At 48.5% G+C, this 18,332-nt stretch carries 17 protein-coding genes; 10 read left to right on the forward strand and 7 right to left on the reverse strand.

All coding sequences use genetic code 11. From position 1 onward, the window contains the following. Nucleotides 1–50 precede the first annotated feature (50 nt). Entirely contained in the window at nucleotides 51–464 is a 414-nt protein-coding gene (locus HMPREF9194_RS07315; RefSeq protein ID WP_016525735.1) for a bacteriohemerythrin, read from the reverse strand. A gap of 244 nt (nucleotides 465–708) precedes the next feature. Here HMPREF9194_RS07315 and HMPREF9194_RS07320 point away from each other — a divergent pair, with 244 nt between their 5' ends. Genes HMPREF9194_RS07320 through HMPREF9194_RS07330 form a run of 3 tightly spaced genes read left to right on the forward strand, consistent with a single transcriptional unit; the run spans nucleotide 709 to nucleotide 3,252 of the window. Then, nucleotides 709–1,623 (forward strand): nucleotidyltransferase family protein, encoded by a 915-nt coding sequence (locus tag HMPREF9194_RS07320; RefSeq protein ID WP_016525736.1) that lies wholly within the window; start codon nucleotides 709–711, stop codon nucleotides 1,621–1,623. Beyond that, complete coding sequence (locus HMPREF9194_RS07325) at nucleotides 1,608–2,498, forward strand: type I phosphomannose isomerase catalytic subunit (RefSeq protein WP_040846257.1); 891 nt, start codon at nucleotides 1,608–1,610, stop codon at nucleotides 2,496–2,498. Before HMPREF9194_RS07320 ends, HMPREF9194_RS07325 begins: the two co-directional genes overlap by 16 nt. 1 nt (nucleotide 2,499) lies before the next feature. Continuing rightward, the gene (locus tag HMPREF9194_RS07330) at nucleotides 2,500–3,252 is read left to right on the forward strand and encodes a hypothetical protein (protein WP_016525738.1); all 753 of its coding nucleotides are present in this window, start codon (nucleotides 2,500–2,502) and stop codon (nucleotides 3,250–3,252) included. Nucleotides 3,253–3,257: 5 nt separating this feature from the next. On the opposite strand, the gene fusA is transcribed toward HMPREF9194_RS07330, so the two are convergent. Continuing rightward, a complete protein-coding gene (gene fusA, locus HMPREF9194_RS07335; protein WP_016525739.1) occupies nucleotides 3,258–5,348 on the reverse strand; it encodes an elongation factor G in 2,091 nt (696 codons plus the stop codon). A gap of 96 nt (nucleotides 5,349–5,444) precedes the next feature. Then, the gene (gene deoD, locus HMPREF9194_RS07340) at nucleotides 5,445–6,155 is read right to left on the reverse strand and encodes a purine-nucleoside phosphorylase (RefSeq protein ID WP_016525740.1); all 711 of its coding nucleotides are present in this window, start codon (nucleotides 6,153–6,155) and stop codon (nucleotides 5,445–5,447) included. A 135-nt stretch (nucleotides 6,156–6,290) separates the two neighbouring features. Here deoD and HMPREF9194_RS07345 point away from each other — a divergent pair, with 135 nt between their 5' ends. From HMPREF9194_RS07345 to HMPREF9194_RS07370, 6 genes are all read left to right on the forward strand, one after another. Continuing rightward, nucleotides 6,291–6,752, forward strand: a complete 462-nt coding sequence (locus HMPREF9194_RS07345) for a GNAT family N-acetyltransferase (protein ID WP_016525741.1) — start codon at nucleotides 6,291–6,293, stop codon at nucleotides 6,750–6,752. Nucleotides 6,753–6,787: 35 nt separating this feature from the next. Beyond that, a complete protein-coding gene (locus HMPREF9194_RS07350) occupies nucleotides 6,788–8,350 on the forward strand; it encodes a carbohydrate-binding domain-containing protein (protein WP_016525742.1) in 1,563 nt (520 codons plus the stop codon). A gap of 141 nt (nucleotides 8,351–8,491) precedes the next feature. Continuing rightward, nucleotides 8,492–9,862, forward strand: a complete 1,371-nt coding sequence (locus HMPREF9194_RS07355) for a sodium-dependent transporter (protein WP_016525743.1) — start codon at nucleotides 8,492–8,494, stop codon at nucleotides 9,860–9,862. Between the two features lie 26 nt (nucleotides 9,863–9,888). Beyond that, on the forward strand, nucleotides 9,889–11,250 hold the full coding sequence (locus HMPREF9194_RS07360) for an MATE family efflux transporter (protein WP_016525744.1): 1,362 nt from the start codon (nucleotides 9,889–9,891) through the stop codon (nucleotides 11,248–11,250). A 103-nt stretch (nucleotides 11,251–11,353) separates the two neighbouring features. Beyond that, a complete protein-coding gene (locus tag HMPREF9194_RS07365) occupies nucleotides 11,354–11,800 on the forward strand; it encodes an NfeD family protein (RefSeq protein WP_040846258.1) in 447 nt (148 codons plus the stop codon). 30 nt (nucleotides 11,801–11,830) lie between these two features. Beyond that, entirely contained in the window at nucleotides 11,831–12,739 is a 909-nt protein-coding gene (locus HMPREF9194_RS07370; protein WP_016525746.1) for an SPFH domain-containing protein, read from the forward strand. Between the two features lie 28 nt (nucleotides 12,740–12,767). Here the strand turns inward: HMPREF9194_RS07370 and HMPREF9194_RS07375 are convergent, their stop codons facing one another. The 3 genes from HMPREF9194_RS07375 to HMPREF9194_RS07385 form a co-directional block, all read right to left on the reverse strand. Next, on the reverse strand, nucleotides 12,768–14,084 hold the full coding sequence (locus HMPREF9194_RS07375) for a M18 family aminopeptidase (RefSeq protein WP_040846784.1): 1,317 nt from the start codon (nucleotides 14,082–14,084) through the stop codon (nucleotides 12,768–12,770). Nucleotides 14,085–14,166: 82 nt separating this feature from the next. Continuing rightward, nucleotides 14,167–14,949, reverse strand: coding sequence for a VanW family protein (locus HMPREF9194_RS07380; RefSeq protein ID WP_245540734.1), 783 nt, complete (start codon nucleotides 14,947–14,949; stop codon nucleotides 14,167–14,169). A 76-nt stretch (nucleotides 14,950–15,025) separates the two neighbouring features. Then, entirely contained in the window at nucleotides 15,026–16,126 is a 1,101-nt protein-coding gene (locus HMPREF9194_RS07385) for a discoidin domain-containing protein (RefSeq protein WP_016525749.1), read from the reverse strand. 68 nt (nucleotides 16,127–16,194) lie between these two features. Between HMPREF9194_RS07385 and HMPREF9194_RS07390 the strand changes: the two genes are divergently transcribed. Continuing rightward, nucleotides 16,195–16,698, forward strand: a complete 504-nt coding sequence (locus HMPREF9194_RS07390; RefSeq protein WP_016525750.1) for an acyltransferase — start codon at nucleotides 16,195–16,197, stop codon at nucleotides 16,696–16,698. Here the strand turns inward: HMPREF9194_RS07390 and HMPREF9194_RS07395 are convergent. After that, on the reverse strand, nucleotides 16,673–18,301 hold the full coding sequence (locus tag HMPREF9194_RS07395) for a hypothetical protein (protein WP_016525751.1): 1,629 nt from the start codon (nucleotides 18,299–18,301) through the stop codon (nucleotides 16,673–16,675). The genes HMPREF9194_RS07390 and HMPREF9194_RS07395 overlap by 26 nt on opposite strands. Between the last annotated feature and the right edge of the window lie 31 nt (nucleotides 18,302–18,332).

Consider the following 18,332-nt stretch of genomic DNA (forward strand, 5'->3'; position numbering starts at 1 on the left):
CATAAAATATCGATACGTCAAATATTTCTTGCGCGCCTTTAGACTCTGCTTTACGATTTCACCGAAAAATAATAGCGCGACAGCTCTTTGTCTTCAATCAAAATATGATTAAAAAGCCAATCGCGTAAAAAGCGCACAAAGGTATTCGGTACAAATTGTTTGCCGCTTGTATATGCGTTTACGGAACCGAGCATCGCCTTTACAAAATTCTGGTGCTTTTGCCGGTGTTCTTGAATTCGGGGATATTTGATCGATTCCATTATTCTTTCTTCGTCTTTAAAATGCACGAGTACATAGTCGACCAATTCTTTCATAACGTCTTTGAATTTTTGCTCCAGCGCACCCCTTTCGCCGAGGCAGGCATCATACAATTCATTCATCAAGGCAACCAAATGCCTGTGCTGTTTGTCGACTATTTCGATTTTTACATCGTAGCTTGAATCCCATGAAACAAAATCGCCCATTTTTTCCTCATATTCGGTTTTCGTATTTATGGGGCATTATATACAAAAAACGCCGTTCGGTACAGTAGGTGCAAAATTCATGCCTGAGCGCCCTCTTTTTTCACGTATCTTTTCGGGAGTAGGTAGTTTCTTTTATTGATTTTAGTTCATGCTGAAGCCCTGACAGCTAAAGAATTCACTGGATTTTCCGCGCGGATTTTGGTAGAATAAATCGGAACAGTTATAAATAAGGAGAATGTTTTATATGAATCCTACATTATTGGTTTTGGCTGCGGGAATAGGGAGCCGTTACGGCGGCGTTAAACAGCTCGACGCGGTCGGCCTGCACAACGAAACTTTATTGGACTTTGCAACTTACGACGCAAAAAAAACGGGCTTTGCAAAAGTCGTGTATATAATCAGAAAAGATATCGAAAAGGATTTCAGGTCGCGCCTGTTCGATCGTATTGCAAAAAACTTCAACGCCGAATACGTGTTTCAAAATCCCGATTCGCTGTTTACGAGCGCACAGCTTGCAAAGATTTCTCCCGAACGCAAAAAACCGTGGGGGACGGTTCACGCCGTATTGTGTGCGGAAGACGCGGTAAAAGAGCCCTTCGCCGTTATCAATGCCGACGACTATTACGGACGCGAAGCGTTCCGCACGATACACGGCCATTTGGCCGCACAAAGCGAAAAATCAACCGAACACGCCATGGTCGGCTACGTGCTTGAAAACACGATGAGCCGTTCCGGTTCCGTGTCGCGCGGAGTATGTACCGTCGAAAACGGCTATCTTACATCGATAAAAGAAAACACAAAAATAAGCTATAAGGGAAACGGCATTGTAACCGAACTTGAAAACGGCACATTCAACCTGACCGGAAAAGAATGGGTGTCGATGAACTTGTTCGGCTTTACAAAGGCGGCCTTTGAAGTTTTTCACGCCTATTGGGACGACTTTATCGCAAAAAATAACAGTGCCGAAAAAGCCGAAGCCCTGCTTCCGTCGGCCGCAGGCGACATCGTTTCGTCGGGCAAGGGAAAAATCAAATTTTATTCGACACATGAACGCTGGTTCGGCATGACCTATCCCGAAGACAGGGCGATCGTAAAATCGGAAATAGCCGCTAAAATAGCCGAAGGTTATTATCCCGAACAATTATGGGAAAAAAATTGATGTTTAAAACAAAGGCTTTTATTTCGGAACGGGTGTGGGGCTATGAGCGTTGGATCGCCTCGGTTCATCCGGCGGGACAGGCGACCGTAGACGCGGCGACCGAATTTATCGGCGGCAAAAACCTTTCGTCCGTCATCGGTGATTCGTACCCGCTTTTGATAAAGATCATTCAGGCAAACGAAGTGCTGTCGGTGCAAGTGCATCCGGACGACGATTATGCCCGCATTCACGAAAACAGCGCCGGCAAAACCGAATGCTGGTATATTCTTGACGCAAAGCCCGGCGCTTCGCTCATATACGGTTTGAACGGGGAATATGGCCGCGAAGAGTTGCGAAACGCAATCGAAAACAATTCGCTGGACGGCTATCTGCAGAGTGTACAGGTTAAAAAAGGCGACTTTGTTTTTATTCCCGCAGGAACGGTACACGCAATTACGGGCGGTTTGCGCCTTTTGGAAATACAGGAATCGAGCGACATAACCTACCGCCTCTACGATTGGGGACGCGGGCGCGAAGTGCATATCGAAAAAGGCTTGGACGTCATAAAGCCCGAATGCAATAAACGCGTTCCGGCGTTTGAACCTTTTCCCGGCCGCTTTACCTGCCCCTACTTTACGCTCGAAAAAAAAGACTATACGGCAAAGGGCCGTATTTGCTTTGAAAAAGAATTGACGAAAGAACAAAGAGCCGCCTTCGACACGCCGGCGGCAAAATCCGGCTGGGCATGCTTGGTTATACTGTCCGGTTCGGGCACGCTTGAATCGAGCGCGGGAGAATCGCTTACGGTAAAAGCCGAAGACTGCATTATGCTGCGCACGGAAGAAAAAATCACCGTAATGCCCGATTCTGCCCTGTCGATAATGGAGATCGGCTGATATGATTTTTGCCCTCGTGCCGTACATTTTGCAGCTTGCGCTCATCATTCACTGCATAAAAACGAACAAGCCCTTTTATTGGATTTATCTGATTATTTTTATTCCGTACGTCGGGGGCGTTGCCTATCTTATAGTAGAGCTTTTGCCGGCGCTTTTAAACAGCCGGCAATTGCGGCAAACGGGGCAAAGCATTGTACACACCTTCAATCCCTCGCTTGCGATAAAAAAACTGCAAGAACAGCTTGAAAATCAGGATACCGTAAGCAACCGCACCGCCCTTGCCCAAGCGTATATCGAGGCGCAACAGTATGACAAGGCCGTGCCGCTTTTGCAGTCGTGCTTAACAGGCCCCTTTGCCGACGACCGCCCCACCCTTTTTCTGCTTGCCCGCGCGCTTTTCGCCGACGGACAAAACACCGCCGCGCAAGGCTCTTCCGGAGTCCGCACGGCCGCCGAAATCCTGCAAAAGCTGCAGCAAAAGCAAGCTTTTTTGTCGACCGACGAAAAACTGTTCGATTTGCGGGTGCGCTCCTCCCTTGCCGAAAAGCCGCTTCTCGGCGAGTTCGTTTCGCTGTGGAACGAATCGAAAAACTTTGAAGCCGGCTTTTATTGCGTGCAGGTACTCGCACAAAACGGAGAGACGGAACAAGCCCGTACCGTAACTGACGAGATGCGCAAAATTCTTAAAACGTACAAAAACTTCAGCCGCTCGATCGGCGCCGAATGGCTGCGTAAAGCGCAAACGCTGGTGTAAGCGCTTTAATCTTCGCCCGACGCCACCGTGATGAATTCTTTTGCGGCCGCGATAACCTCGTCGGCGATTTTGCCGCTTATCGGATCGTAATGGTCGAACGAGGTTTCAAAACTGCCCGTGCCGCTGGTCATCGAGCGCAAATCGATCGCGTATTTTAAAAGTTCGGCTTGCGGCGCCTGAGCGCGGATTTCTTCTATGCCGCCGCCCAAGGGGCTTTGACCCAAAATACGCCCGCGCTTTGACGACATATCGGACATAATATCGCCCAAATACTTCGATTCGACCCACACGGTAATGTTCATAATCGGTTCGAGCAGGATGGGTCCGGCCGATCTCATCGCGTCGCGGAATGCGTTGCGTGCGGCGATTTTAAACGCCATTTCGGACGAATCGACGGGGTGCTCTTTACCGTCAAGGACGGTAACGCCCGTATCGACGACGGGATAACCGGCAAGCACACCGTTTTCCATCGCTTCTTTTACGCCCTTTTCGACGCCGGGAATATACCCCTTGGATATGGCGCCGCCGAATACGGCGTTTGTAAATTTATACGTTTCGCCGCGCGGCAACGCTTCGACCGAAAGCACGACGCGCGCATATTGGCCGTGTCCGCCGGATTGTTTTTTGTGTGTGTATTCGGCTTGCGCTTTTCGCTGCACCGTTTCGCGGTAGGCAACGCGCGGCACGGCCGTTTCTATATTGATTTTTGTTTGACTTTTGATTTTATCGAGCGTAATATTGATGTGCAGTTCGCCCATGCCCGAAACGACATTTTGCTTTGTTTCCGGATTGTATTTATAAAAAAGCGTTCTGTCGTCTTCGGCAATGCGGGCAAGCATTTCGCTCATCTTGTCTTCGTCGCGTTTTTCTTTTGCCGAAACCGCCATCGAATACACCGGCTCCGGATGGCGAAGACGTACAAACGGAAGACAAGCGGCATCCGAGGCGAGCGTATCGCTCGTACGTGCCGAAGGCAGTTTTACCGCAATGCCGATATCGCCCGCGCACAGCGATTTTATTTCTTCAAGTTTTTTGCCCGTGCAGCGGTACAGTTTGCCGACCTTTTCCTTACGGTTTTCGCCGATATTGAACACTTCACTGTCGGCGTTAAAAGTTCCGGTTATAACTTTAATATAGGACAAGCGCCCCGAAAACTGATCGCTTGAGGTTTTGATTATCAACGCGCTCATCGAGCCGTCGGGAGAAACCTTTACCGCTGCGGTTTTACCGTCGGGGCCGACGGCCGTTTCTATCGCCTGCGCCGGATCGGGAGCAATGTCGGCGATAAAATCGAGCAGCGGGACAAAGCCCGAATCCTGCAGCGTGCTTCCGACAAAGGCCGGAACGACGCGGTTATTCAGCAAAGCAATTTTTAAACCGCGCTCGATTTCCTCATTCGTCAATACGCCGTCGTCTATGAATTTTACCAAAAGCTCTTCGTCGCCTTCGGCGGCGGCTCCGGCAAGCACGGCGCGCGCATCTTCGTAATCGGCCATGTAGGCATCGGGAATATCGGAAGCGCTTTCTTTTTGGCCGGCCGCCGGAACAAGGTATGCCTTTCCCTGCATGACGTCGATAACGCCCTTATAGGATGCGCCTTTGCCCATCGGGATCGTAACGGGGCACACTTCGACTTTAAACTTTTCACGGATATCTTTTAAAACGGCGGCCGTATCGGTTCTGTCTTCTTCGCAGCGGTTGATAAAAATCATGCGGGGCTTATTGCGCCTATCCAAATCGCGCCATAATTTTATCGTTTCTATTTGAGCACCGCTTCTTCCGTCTATGAGCATAAGAGCCGATTCGGTCGAGCGGAACGCCGCGATAACTTCGCCTGCAAAGTCCGAAGAACCGGGCGTATCCCACACGTTTATATTGATGTTTTTCCATGTAATATGAGCAAGGGACGCGTATATCGAAATCTTCCGTTCAATTTCTTCGGGAGAATTGTCGCTGACCGTCTTTCCCGATTCGGTGCTTTCCGGCTTGGCAATGCTTCCGCCGGCATACAGCAAGTGTTCGAAAAAGGCAGTTTTTCCGGTTTGGCCGTGCCCTGCAAGAGTAATATTGCGAATTTGACTCGTTGTAAAATCCATGAGAACGCTCCTTTATTCCTATTCCTTATTCTTTTAATGATAAGGCGTGAAAAAGGATATTGTCAAGTAAAAAACGCTTACTTATGCCGACGCCGATCAGTTTGTTACTGCCGCGGCGGTTTCCAACGCGATTTCCATCATCTGTTTAAACGTCAGCTGGCGTTCTTCGGAAGATGTGCTTTCGCCGGTTGCGATGTGGTCGGACACGGTAAGGATTGCAAGCGCTTTTTTGCCGAATTTTGCCGCAAGCGTGTACAGTTCGGCGGCTTCCATTTCGATACCCAAAACGCCGTAGCGCGCCCACAGCTTCCAGTTTTCGTTTTCGTCATAAAACAAATCGCTCGAAGCGACCGAGCCTACGTGATGCGCAACTTTTTTTTCGAGCGCAACCGAGCGCGCTTTTTCGAGCAGTTCAAAATTCGCCGTCGGCGCAAAGTGCAAAGAACCGAAGCGCTGCGTCATCAAAGATGAATCGGTGCATGCACTCGAAGCGAGAATAACGTCGCGCACCTTTGTACTCGTATGAACGGCGCCGCAGGTTCCCACGCGGATTGCGTTTTGTACACCGTAAAACTGAAACAGTTCGTTCACGTAAATCGACAGCGACGGCTGCCCCATACCCGTTCCCTGAACGGAAATGCGCTTTCCTTTATACGTTCCCGTAAAACCGAACATGCCGCGCACTTTGTTGTAGCATTCGGCGCCTTCCAAAAACGTTTCCGCTATAAACTGCGCGCGGAGCGGATCCCCCGGCAGCAGCACCGTTTGTGCAATTTGACCTTCTTTTGCCCCAATATGCGTACTCATCAAAACCTCCGAATAAAAAAATACAGCTTAAAAAATTATAATCTTTTTTTAAGACGGCTTTGATGTACAGTATATCAAAGTATTTATATAATGTCTAAAGGAAACAAAAAAAATACAGAAAACGGGGGAAAACGTATGAACGACATTACAGTAACCAACGGCATAAGCGGCAAAAACAAAGAGCGTGTCATCGAGTGGACCAATAGCCGCGGCGCGGACTTTTTGGCGCAATGGGCGGGGCCGAAACTTGCATTTCCGTTAACGCAGGAACAGTTCGAACAAATGGAAAACCTGTATTCCGTTTTTCATGACGGCGCCTTTATCGGCATGATTCAAAAAATCAAAACGGAAAATAACAACGTGCATATCGGCCGCTTTATTATAGATCCGGAACAAACGGGCAAAGGATTCGGTAAAGAAGCTTTATTGCAATTTATGAAAACAATCTTCAGCGACAAAAACATACATTCGATAACCTTAACCGTATCGGATACCAACGCGCATGCAAAACAGCTTTACGAAAAAGTCGGGTTTAAAATCAAAGAAACCGTCGATGCGCCCGCAAAAAAATTCATTATGATTGCCTTTGCAAATTGATACGATATCGTACATAAAAAATCCGGAGGTTGAATATGAAAACGTTAAAAAACAAAGTACGGACATTCGGAATCGTCTTATTGATTACGGCGATATTGGGCTGCCAAGCGGCGGCAAAACAAAGTACGGTACAAGCGCAAACGGCCGTCGAACAGCGGGACACGTCGCAGGCGTTTACAAGGGACGACTTCGATGCGGCCTATAATGCATCAAGCGCGAAGATAAACATCGCCTCGCTTGCAAACATTTCGGCAAGCGGCGTGCGCGTAAGCGGAAAAACGGCAACGATAAGCGCTGCGGGAACATACATTCTTTCCGGAAGTGCAAACGATGTGTGCATAAGCGTCGATGCGCCGGACGCCGAAGTACGATTGGTACTCGACAATTTGAGCATAAGCAATTCTTCGGCGGCACCCGTATACGTAAAAAACGCCGCCAAGGTGTATGTTACTCTTGCCGAAAACAGCACAAATACGCTGTCGGTGAACGGCGAGTTTGTAAAAATCGACGGCGCAAAAGCAGAAGCGGTTATCTTTGCGCAATCGGACTTAACACTGAACGGTTCGGGCACACTGAACGCGGCGGCTCAAAACGGAAGCGGTATCGCGTCGAAAAAGAATTTGGCAATTACCGGCGGTACCTTCAGCATCAGTGCTTCTTCCCATGCGCTTAAAGGCAAGGACAATGTGAACATCGCGGACGGCAGCTTTACGCTCACATCCGGCAAAGACGGTATTCACAGCGAAAACGACGACAACGCCGAATCGGGCAATATCTACATTAAAGGCGGTACCTTTGTCATCAGTGCCGAAGGCGAAGCACTCGACGCAATCAACAATATCAAAATCGACGGCGGAAACATCGACGTCGTACAATCCGACGAAGGCATTGAAGCGACGACAATCGATATAAACGGCGGAAAAATCACGCTTGTTTCGTCTGACGACGGCATAAATGCTTCATACAGCGATAAGGAAGAAATAGCCGAAAAATCGGCGGGAACCGCTGCATCGGCTTCTTCCATATCATCTTCGGCTCGGAACAAGGGAGGAATGCAAAACATAAGCGAACAGGCAATGCGCACTTATTTGAATATTGCCGGCGGAGAAATCACCATCGATTCGCAAGCCGACGGAATCGATTCGAACGGTTCGGTGTACGTTTCGGGCGGTACCGTGCGCATACTCGGACCTGCTTCCGACAATGATGCCGCGCTCGACTATGACGTGACGGCGGTAATCACCGGCGGCGAATTTATCGCTTCGGGAAGCGCCGGCATGGCTCAGGGTTTTTCCGAAGAATCGACGCAGGCATCGTTTGTCGCAACCTTTTCAAAAACGGTAAGCGGCAACATAAGCGTAACCGATAAGACCGGAAAAATAATCGTACAAACGAACAGCGGCAAAAGCTTCCGCTCAGTTGTCGTAAGCTCGAAAGACTTAAAAGTCGGCGAAACGTACACGGTAAAAGCCGGAAACGAAAGCGTATCGGTAACGCTTTCTTCGATTACAACCGGCGGCGGTATGCAGAGAGGTTCGGGCGGTATAAAAGGCGGACGTAATCAAAAGGGATTCGCCTTCCCGCCGCCTGCAAGATAAGCACCTTCCTACCGAAGCATCCGGCAATCTGCGGGAATTGTACCTCATCGCGTGCAATTCCCGTACTTCCGTATTTACATATTTATGCAAACTCCTGTATACTGTTTTCAACTTTTTTTATGATTCGGAGGAGAACGGAGCATGCAAAGAGAAACGTTGGCAAGCAGACTGGGCTTTTTATTTTTGTCGGCAGGGTGCGCAATCGGATTGGGAAACGTATGGCGCTTTCCGTACATAACGGGCGTTTACGGCGGCGGCGCCTTTGTTATTATGTATTTGATTTTTTTAATTATCCTCGGACTTCCCGTCATTATTATGGAATTCTCGGTCGGGCGCGCATCGCGGCAAAACATCGGCGGCGCTTTCCGCAAGCTCGAACCCGCAGGCACCAAGTGGCACGTGTTCGGTTACGTTGCCATCGCCGGCAACTATCTTTTAATGATGTTTTATACGACGGTTGCGGGCTGGATGCTGTACTATTTTTACGCAATGGCAAAGGGCGATTTAAAAGGACTTTCCCCCGAACAGACCGGATCGTTTTTCGGTTCGATGCTCGCAAATCCTTCCGTAAACGTCGTATGGATGCTTATCACGGTCGCGATCGGTTTTCTCGTATGCGCGGGGGGCCTCCGCAACAGCGTTGAAAAAGTCGCAAAAATAATGATGTCGTTTTTATTTGTGATTATGCTGCTGCTTGTCATCCGCGCGGTAACGCTGCCGGGAGCATCGAAGGGGATCGCCTTTTATCTGAAACCCGATTTTAACCGCATGATTGCGAACGGTTTTTGGAGTGCCGTTTACGCCGCCATGGGGCAAGCTTTTTTTACGCTCAGCCTCGGTATCGGCGCAATGACCATTTTCGGAAGTTACATTGAAAAAGAACGCAGCTTAACCGGCGAATCCTTAAGTATTTTAGGCTTGGATACCTTGGCGGCTTTTATGGCCGGCATGATTATCTTTCCGACAAGCGCGGCTTTCGGCGTCGATGCCGGAGCGGGTCCCGGACTCGTGTTCGTAACCCTGCCCAATATTTTCAACGCGCTTCCGCTCGGAAGACTCTGGGGCAGCCTCTTTTTCGTATTTATGAGTTTTGCGGCAATGACGACCGTTATAGCGGTTTTTGAAAACATCGTTTCGTATGCGATAGACATTCTGCATTGGAGCCGCAAAAAAGCCGTCATCGTCAACGCCGTTGCGATAAGTATTTTGTCGCTTCCGTGCGCCTTAGGCTTTAACGTGCTTTCGCACATACAGCCCATGGGAAGCGGCACCAGCTTTTTGGATTTGGAAGACTTTATCGTCAGCAACAACCTTTTGCCGCTCGGTTCAATGGTATTTTTGCTTTTTTGCTGCCGCAAAAACGGCTGGGGCTGGAACAACTTTATCGCCGAAGCGGATGCGGGCAAGGGCTTGCGCTTTCCGACAAAACTGCGTTTTTACATCACGTGGATTTTGCCGGCAATCGTATTCGCGATTTTTATTCTCGGTTATATAGAAAAGTTCGGGAAATAGTCCGCAAAAAATTGTAAGGAAGGATAATGAATGCGGCAGTACAAAAAAGCATAGACTTCACTGAAGGAGCGCTTCGGAAAAAACTCTTACTTTTTGTACTGCCCATACTTGCAGGTACCGTTTTACAGCAGCTTTACGTTACTGCCGATGCCGTCATTATCGGAAAATATACGGGAAAAATCGGCTTGGCCGCCATAGATTCCGTATATGCCCTGATTCGGCTTCCCGTATTGTTTTTTGCCGGCATTTCCGCAGGCGCTTCCATCATCGTTTCCTATTCCTACGGAGCAAAAGACTTTAAAAAGCTCGGCACTGCCGTTCATACGGCGGTTTTATTTGCCCTTACAGGTGGAATTGCTTTATCGGCGGCGGGCATCGTCGGCTCCCCTTATATTTTAAATCTTATCGCGGTTCCCGCCGAAATCTACGATTACGCTTTATCATACGTACAAATATATTTTGCGGGCTTTGTGTTTATGATGCTGTATAACATTTGTGCAGGAATTCTTCGTGCTTTGGGCGATTCAAAAACACCCCTGTACATTTTAATAATATCCTGCTTTACGAATATCGCTTTGGACATACTCTTTATAGGGTACTTTAAATGGAGTACCGCCGGAGCGGCCATTGCAACCTCAATCGCCCAATGTATAAGTGCGGTTTTTGCCTTTGCGGCATTGATACAATCGAAAACCGAGGGCAGATTGTACCCGAAAAAACTGCGCTTTCACAGCCAAACATTAAAGCGCATCCTTATAACCGGCGTACCGATAGGGATTCAATCGGCATTTTATCCTATAGCAAACATACTTATTCAATCGGGCATAAACGCTTCGGGTACCGACAATATAGCCGCATGGGCACTGTGCGGAAAACTTGATTTTTTAATATGGTTTTCCGTCGGGGCGGTTGCCGACGGCGTTTCCGTTTGTGCGGCGCAAAATTACGGTGCGGGAAAAATCGACCGGGTTAAAAAAGGAACCTTATTCGGTATTTTTGCGGGTACGCTCACCGTGTTGATTATCAGCGCCCTATTGTATTTGTACAGCGACACTTTTGCGAAATTGTTCATAAGCGCAAACGATTATGATGTGATTGCCATTACCGTGCGTATAATGCATTTTATAGCCCCCTTTTATGTGTTTTATGTATTCGGCGATTTATTTTCCGCTTCAATACGGGGGTCGGGAAAAACCTTTACGGCAATGCTTGTGTCGCTGCTTACAATATGCGGATCGCGTGTTTTATGGATGCTGTATATAGCCGCCACAGGAGCTGACTTTATGAGGATTATAGTATGTTATCCTCTTTCATGGTTTTTGCATTCGCTTGCCTTTACGGTGTATTATTTGATTTACACACGGAAGAATTTCAAATTATCGGCTTAGTTTATGCACTGTCGGAATACGCCCGGAACTGCTTCTTGTAATAGGTTTTGCCGGTGTAGGAAGGCATCTAGCATAAAAGCCGAAAAAGCGTTATAGTGGCGGCATGAAAGAAATGTTGACGCAGCATCTTCCGTGGGTGTGGTTCGTTCTCGCCGTAGTGTGCTTTGCGGCCGAAGGCATGACAATGCAGCTTACAACCATTTGGTTTGCGATCGCCGCTCTCTTTATGGTGTTCGTGTCGCTTTTGCCCATAGCGGCCGTGTACCAAATATGCCTGTTTTTAATTCTTGCCTGCGCGCTGCTGATTTTAACCCGCCCCTTTGCGCTGAAAAAACTGAAAGCAAACAAAACGAAAACAAATGCCGACGCGCTTATCGGACAAAAAGCCCTCGTAACACAAACCATAGGCGAGCTTGAAAAAGGCGAAATAAAAATCGAAGGCAAACGGTGGTCGGCAAAAAGCGCATCGGGCACCGGTATCGAAAAAGGCAGCGAATGCCTCATCGAAAAAATTGAAGGCGTTACCTGCGTCGTGCGCAAGGTACAGTAATATTTTAACCGTTTATATTTTGGAGGAACTATGTCGTTATACGCATTCATTGCCGTCGCTCTGTTGATTTTGATTGTCATCATTCCGAATATCAGAATCGTCCCGCAGTCAAAAGCCTTTATCGTTGAACGCTTGGGCGGCTATATGTGCACGTGGTCGGTGGGACTTCACGTAAAAATTCCGTTTATCGACCGCATTGCAAACCGGGTATCGCTCAAAGAGCGCGTGCTCGATTTTAAGCCGCAGCCGGTTATCACCAAAGACAACGTTACGATGATGATCGACACCGTTATTTATTTTCAAATAACCGACCCGAAACTGTTTACCTACGGCGTCGAAAATCCGATGAATGCCATCGAAAATTTGTCGGCAACGACGCTGCGCAATATTATCGGCGAGCTTGAATTGGACGGTACGCTTACGAGCCGCGACGTCATCAACACGAGAATGCGCAGCATTTTGGACGAAGCGACCGACCCGTGGGGCATCAAAGTAAATCGCGTTGAAGTAAAAAACATCATTCCGCCGGATTCCATTCAGGAAGCGATGGAAAAGCAAATGCGGGCCGAACGCGAGCGCCGCGAATCCATTTTAATTGCCGAAGGTCAAAAGCAGTCCGCCATCCTCGTCGCCGAAGGTAAAAAGGCCTCGCTTATTTTGGAAGCCGAAGCAGCAAAAGAAGCGGCCATACGCAAAGCCGAAGGCGAAGCGCAGGCGATCCGCGAAGTGCAAAAGGCAACCGCCGACGGTCTTGCGATGATTAAGGACGTATGTGCCGACGAAGCGGTTATCCGGCTGCGCAGTTTGGAAGCGCTCGAAAAAGCCGCCGACGGTCAGGCAACAAAGATTATCATTCCGTCGGACATCCAAAACCTCGCCGGGATCGTTACCTCCGTTGCCGAACTTGCTTCAGGCGGCGTAAAAAAAGCCAAAGCGTAACGCTTTCCCGTTCATGCCGAATTCTGCCTCAGCTGCAGGTATAAAATTCGGCAAAGGCTTTCGATATATACTTCTGGTCTTGCGTGCCGCCGAGTTCACGCACGGAATGCATGGCCAGGATGGGGTTCCCGATATCGACGCTGCGTATGTGTACGTGAGCACTTGAAATGGGGCCTATTGTCGAGCCGCCTTTTATATCGGAGCGGTTTACGAATATTTGACAGGGAACGTTTGCGCGGCGGCACACTTCTTTGAACACGGCCGATGAAACGGCATCCGACGTATAGCTCATCGACGCGGCGCTTTTTATAACCGGTCCCTTGTTTATAAGCGGAAAATTGGTTACATCGTTTTTTTCCGGATAATTCGGATGAAGGGCGTGCGCCTGATCGGCGGAAATCATAAAGGATTTTGCAAGCGAGCGCTGCATGCGTTCATACGTATTGTCCTTGCACACGGCAGCAGCGATACGGTTCAACGTGTCGTGGAAAAAGGGACTTCCGGCTCCCTGGGCGCTTGCAGAGCCGACTTCTTCATTATCGAAGACAACCGCAACCTGTATGCAATCGCAGGGTTTTGCAAGCGCGAGCGCTTCTACCGACGGATACAGCATGCCGAGATTGTCGATTTTGCCGCACGAAAAAAACTCGCCGCCCGCTCCCGCAAAGCAGCCCTTGTGCGTATCGTACAGATACAAGTCGAAGTCGGAAATGCGCTCGGCGGGAACGCCCAGTTTTTCGGCAATGAGCGTAAGCAAAAAATTATCGGCTTCGCAGGCATCGTTCAGTATGCCTAAAAGCGGCAGCGTATCTTTTTGCTTATTGATCGCAAAGCCTTCGTTTATTTCGCGGTTCATATGGATCGCAAGGTTCGGAATCGTCAGCACCGGTTTTTCAAAGTCGAACAGTACGCTTTCGCAGCCCAAAATGCTTTCGCCGTTGTTTTTATTTTTTAAAACGACGCGGCCTGCGGCCGACAGCGGACGGTCGAACCACGTCGATAAAATCGGGCCGCCGTACACTTCCGTGTTCAGTTTTACGTAGTGATTTTGGACGGCGATTTCCGGTCGCGGTTTTATTTTAAAACCGGGAGAATCGCTGTGGCTTGCGATAATTCTGAAGCCGTTTTCGATGCCGCCCGTGCGGCTCATCCGCCAAGCGACAAGAGCGCTCCCATTGTATTCCGTATAGTAAGCACCGCCTTTTTCCAAGGCAAAGTCGTCTTCGCGCTTTAAGCGCTTAAACCCGTGTTTTTCCAAAAGAGAAGCGGCGTTGTGTACCGCATGGAATGCGGAAGGACTTGCGTCTATAAAATCGATAAGTTGTTTTGCGTTTTGCGTATTCATACCGTTAAGTATACCGAAATGCAGCGGACGGGAAAAGGGGGCGGAACAGACAAAAACGCGGCAGACGCGCTTCATTCGAATATTACGGCTCTTTTTCAGTACCGCGTTCCAAAAGCGGCTCGTACATCATAAGAGCGTGGTTTTCGGTGATTTTTTCATCGGCGATTAACGTACGCGCGCCGGAATGTACGGCAAAATGTTTGCGGTACAGCGTGTTGTGCCGCACGTAAATGCCGGCACCTTCGCAGGTGATAGCGTGCGATTTTTGGTAGACTTCATACTTGTCTCCGATTGGAGCGTTACTCCGCCACTGTCCGCAGAGCATTCCGTTTTCCAGCCACACAAAAAGCGCAAAATCGGCAGCAGTGTTGTTTTGAATCATTAAATCGCGGTAGTTGTACACGCAGGTAGCGCCGCTTCCGAAGGGCACGGTTCTGTTTGAATCGGGGAAAACGTCGTAACTGTGGCGGAAGCGTTCCGTTACCGTAAGCGGCGTATGGAGCGTCATCCAGTAAATAAGATTTGAAAGCGCACATAAGCCCCCGCCGATGCGCGCCGAAGGTTTTCCGTTTACAAGCATCATGCCGCTCTTAAAGCCGCGCCGCTTTGTCGGGTTGCCGATCAGGCGCCAAAATGAAAACACCTCTCCGCTTTTTACAAGCGTTCCGTTTACTCGCTGCGCCGCAAGCGCAAGGTTTTCGGCTTTTCCGTTTTGCAGCGCCGCATCTTCTTTACTCAAATTCCTGAAAATCGGTGAGGAATGTGAGGCGGCAATGTACGGAAAATCCCGTTTTACTTGTTCGAGGGGAATTTTCGTCTGCTTTGCAAAGCGGGAGCGGTGTAGCGCCCAATACGCGCCGCGCATAAGGCGGAAAACCAGCATACCGCACAAGAGGCGCAACTTTGACCGACGCTTGTGCGGTATAAAACGGAACGGAATGTTAGGGTCCGGCATCAAAGCTCACATCTATTACCCGATTCGGATTGAGAACGGTATATTTTATGCCGTTTACGTACACGGTCTTTCCGTCAAGTTTTATCAATGTTGCCGTAACGGTTTCAACATACTGTATCGTTTCGTATTTTAGAATCCGATAATTCCCGAGCTTATACCGAGGTCTCTCCTCCCATACCCGTGATCGGCTAATTATAACATAGTCATAATCTTTCCGGTTATGCTTTTCCAGTTGCTCCTGAACGGTATCGGCACCGTAGTCACCGTATTTTTCTTTATAATACCGGACAATCGCTTCATTTGACTGCGCTTCCAAAATAACGCAATTATCCATGTCGGATATACGAGACCCGCTTTTTGTAATGATAAAACCGCCGCCCCGCTCATTCCGTAAATACAATTCGTTTCCGTTTCCGAATAGGGCGAAAAATTCCTTTTCAAAATCGCCGGCTTTGTTTTTAAGCATCAGCTTTGAATTTTCTTCCTGCGCGGCTTTGAGCGGCGCAACATTTTCAAACGGAATAACCTTTCCCTTGTAGAGTAAACGTATATCACCGATACAGGTGTCGTCGTATTTGGCGCCTTTATATACGCCCGTAATTTTTATCGTAAGCGTTTGTGCCGTTTGAGGCAAACCGAAACATATCGACTGCCAGTTTTGTACTCCGTCGGCAAGAACGTATTCTCTTTGCTGAAAGTGTTTACCCGCAGTCTGTGTAAGCAAAATCGATTTTACGCGGTTATTTTTTGTGTAATAATCTTTGTAAGCAAAACCGTTTACGATTTGTATTTCGTCAAAACTGACCGGCTCTGCAAATTCAATCGTGATCGATTCGCCGATTCCCGGCCCGTCTTTTTCGGCCTCGCACCACACCGTCGCAAAGTCGCCGTCCAAAACGTTGATCGGCGGATACAGATATTTTCCGGCAAACTGCGCTTCCACCAACTCGCTGGTCGCAAGTACCGATTTTGCATCAGCCTTCCGCGTCTGCGCCATAAACCAATCGGACTGGGCAAAACTTAAACCGGCCGCAAAAAAACACAACACGGCGCTCAATATGAATTTTTCGATACATCGTTTTTCCATAAAAACCTCTCATAAAAACTTTTGCATCATTTGTAGAAATTATATCACAAGTAGTGTATTGTGTCTGTATGCCGATTTCTTTAAAAAGATTTTTAGTCAACAAACTGTCGGATTTGCTTCCGTCGTCGTGCTTTGCATATCGAAGATTTATTTTGCGGTTTGCCGGCGTACATATTGCAAAAACCGCCAAAATTAACGAAGGGTTTCGCGTGTACGGCCGGGGCAATGTCGATATCGGCGACAATGCGTGGATAGGCAAAAACTGTACGCTGTACACAATGCCCGGCTGTACCGTCGCCTTCGGAAAAAACTGCGATATAGGACCGGAAACCTGTTTTAATTGTCAAAGCCACAAAACGGGAACGCCGGAACATCGGGCGGGTACGTGCAGCGCGCACGATATAAAAATCGGAAGCGGGGTATGGATCGGTATGCGCTCAACCGTTCTGTGTTCCCAAATCGGTTCGGGTGCGGTTATCGGAGCGGCGTCGCTCGTTTTAAAAGATGTCCCGCCGAACGTACTGTGCGCGGGAAATCCCGCCGAAATCAAAAAGACTTTGCCTTTTTCCTGATAAACGCGGGACGGACGGTGTACGGATTGAACCAATTGTTATACGTTTCGGCAATTTCTTCTTCTTCGTTTGCAAGATATTCACGCCAATAATCTTCGCGGATTAAAACATAGTGCGAATCGATTCGGCGGACGTTTTCGGCAAAATCCCGTCCGCTTGCGTGTATATTTTGCTCTAAAGAAATCATATGTACGCCGTATGCCAAACGCCACAGTTTTTCCGTCGGAACGTAAAAATCGGGAATATAATTCAAGCTGTCACGCAGGTTTTTGTAATATGTATACACGTGGTTTAAGCCCAAATGCGCAATCAAAAGCGAATCGTCATCAAGTTCAATATTTTCGATTATGCGCCTGTAATAGCCGTAGGGCGGATCGCGTTCTTTTTTGTATAATCGGGGCGTACAAAACAAAAGCACACATAAGACGGCGCACGGCACACAATAGACGGCCTTCACAACGGGTAATCCGCGTTTGCCCCTTCCTTCGCCGGCGTTTATTTTTTCGCCGGGCCGAGCATTCGGCTGCATGAACATCACATTAAGCATATATGCGATAAAAACGATTGCCGCGGGAACGGCATTCAAAAGCATTCGGTAGCCCATGTCCAAAACATCCAGCCGCCAAAAAGGGAAAAACAGAACGGGCGTGAACAAAAGAGCGCAGTCGAAACGCTTTGTACGAAAAACATACACAACGGATAAAACCCACGTTGCGGCAAAATAAACGGATATTTCAAAACACAACGCAAAACCGCAGGAACGTATCATAAACGGAGAAAAAAGCGGAAGGACAGGCGTAAGCGCGAAAACGTTTTTAAAACGCGCAAGCTGAGTAAAAAGAATCGCGCAGACACAGACAAAGCCTGCGGCTGCGACGACAGCGACAATCGGGCGCAGCTTAAAAGAAAGTTTTTTTACCATCAATATGCCGGTAAAGATAAGCGCGTAACATGCCGAAACCAAATGGCTCATCATGCACAGAATACATAAGGCAAAAGTCAAACCTATATGTACCGCATATAAAGCATACGAGGCGCGATTTTTTGCAGCGGACATACGCAGCACATGTACCGCACTCGCGCCGTACAAAAAGAAAAAGACCACCCCGGTTTGATTGTTTATATAATTTATGCACAGAATCGTTACGGCAGGCGATACAGCGCTCAGCAGCATGGCTGCCCCGGCGGCATATAAGCCGTTTTGCCGATTTCCGCGAAAACACAGCATCCGCACAAAGACAAAAATACCGACCGACAGCAACGCATTCGAAACGGCCGCCCACAGTTTACAACCGATAATCGCATCACCGCATATCAGCGAACAAAGTCCGCACAGATAGTACCCGATTTTCGTATCGGGGTTTTCGAGCGATCCCGTAAGCATAAACGATTTGGCTTGCAGCGCATAAAAATAGCCGTCCAATCCCGTAGGATGCTCGGAAGTATTCAGCATAAAAAAACGCACTGCGGTTATTACAACAAAAAAAACAAAAACGGTACCTGCAGCGCACGTCTTCTCTATCCGAGCCGTATTCGCCGGACCTGTTCCGCCGTACAAGCCGCTTTGCGTATCGTCTGTAAAAAACCGCTTACGTTCCGACATTTGCGCCATCCTTTTTTTACATACCCGCCGA

It is taken from the genome of Treponema maltophilum ATCC 51939 (assembly GCF_000413055.1).
GTDB classification, from domain to species: domain Bacteria; phylum Spirochaetota; class Spirochaetia; order Treponematales; family Treponemataceae; genus Treponema_C; species Treponema_C maltophilum.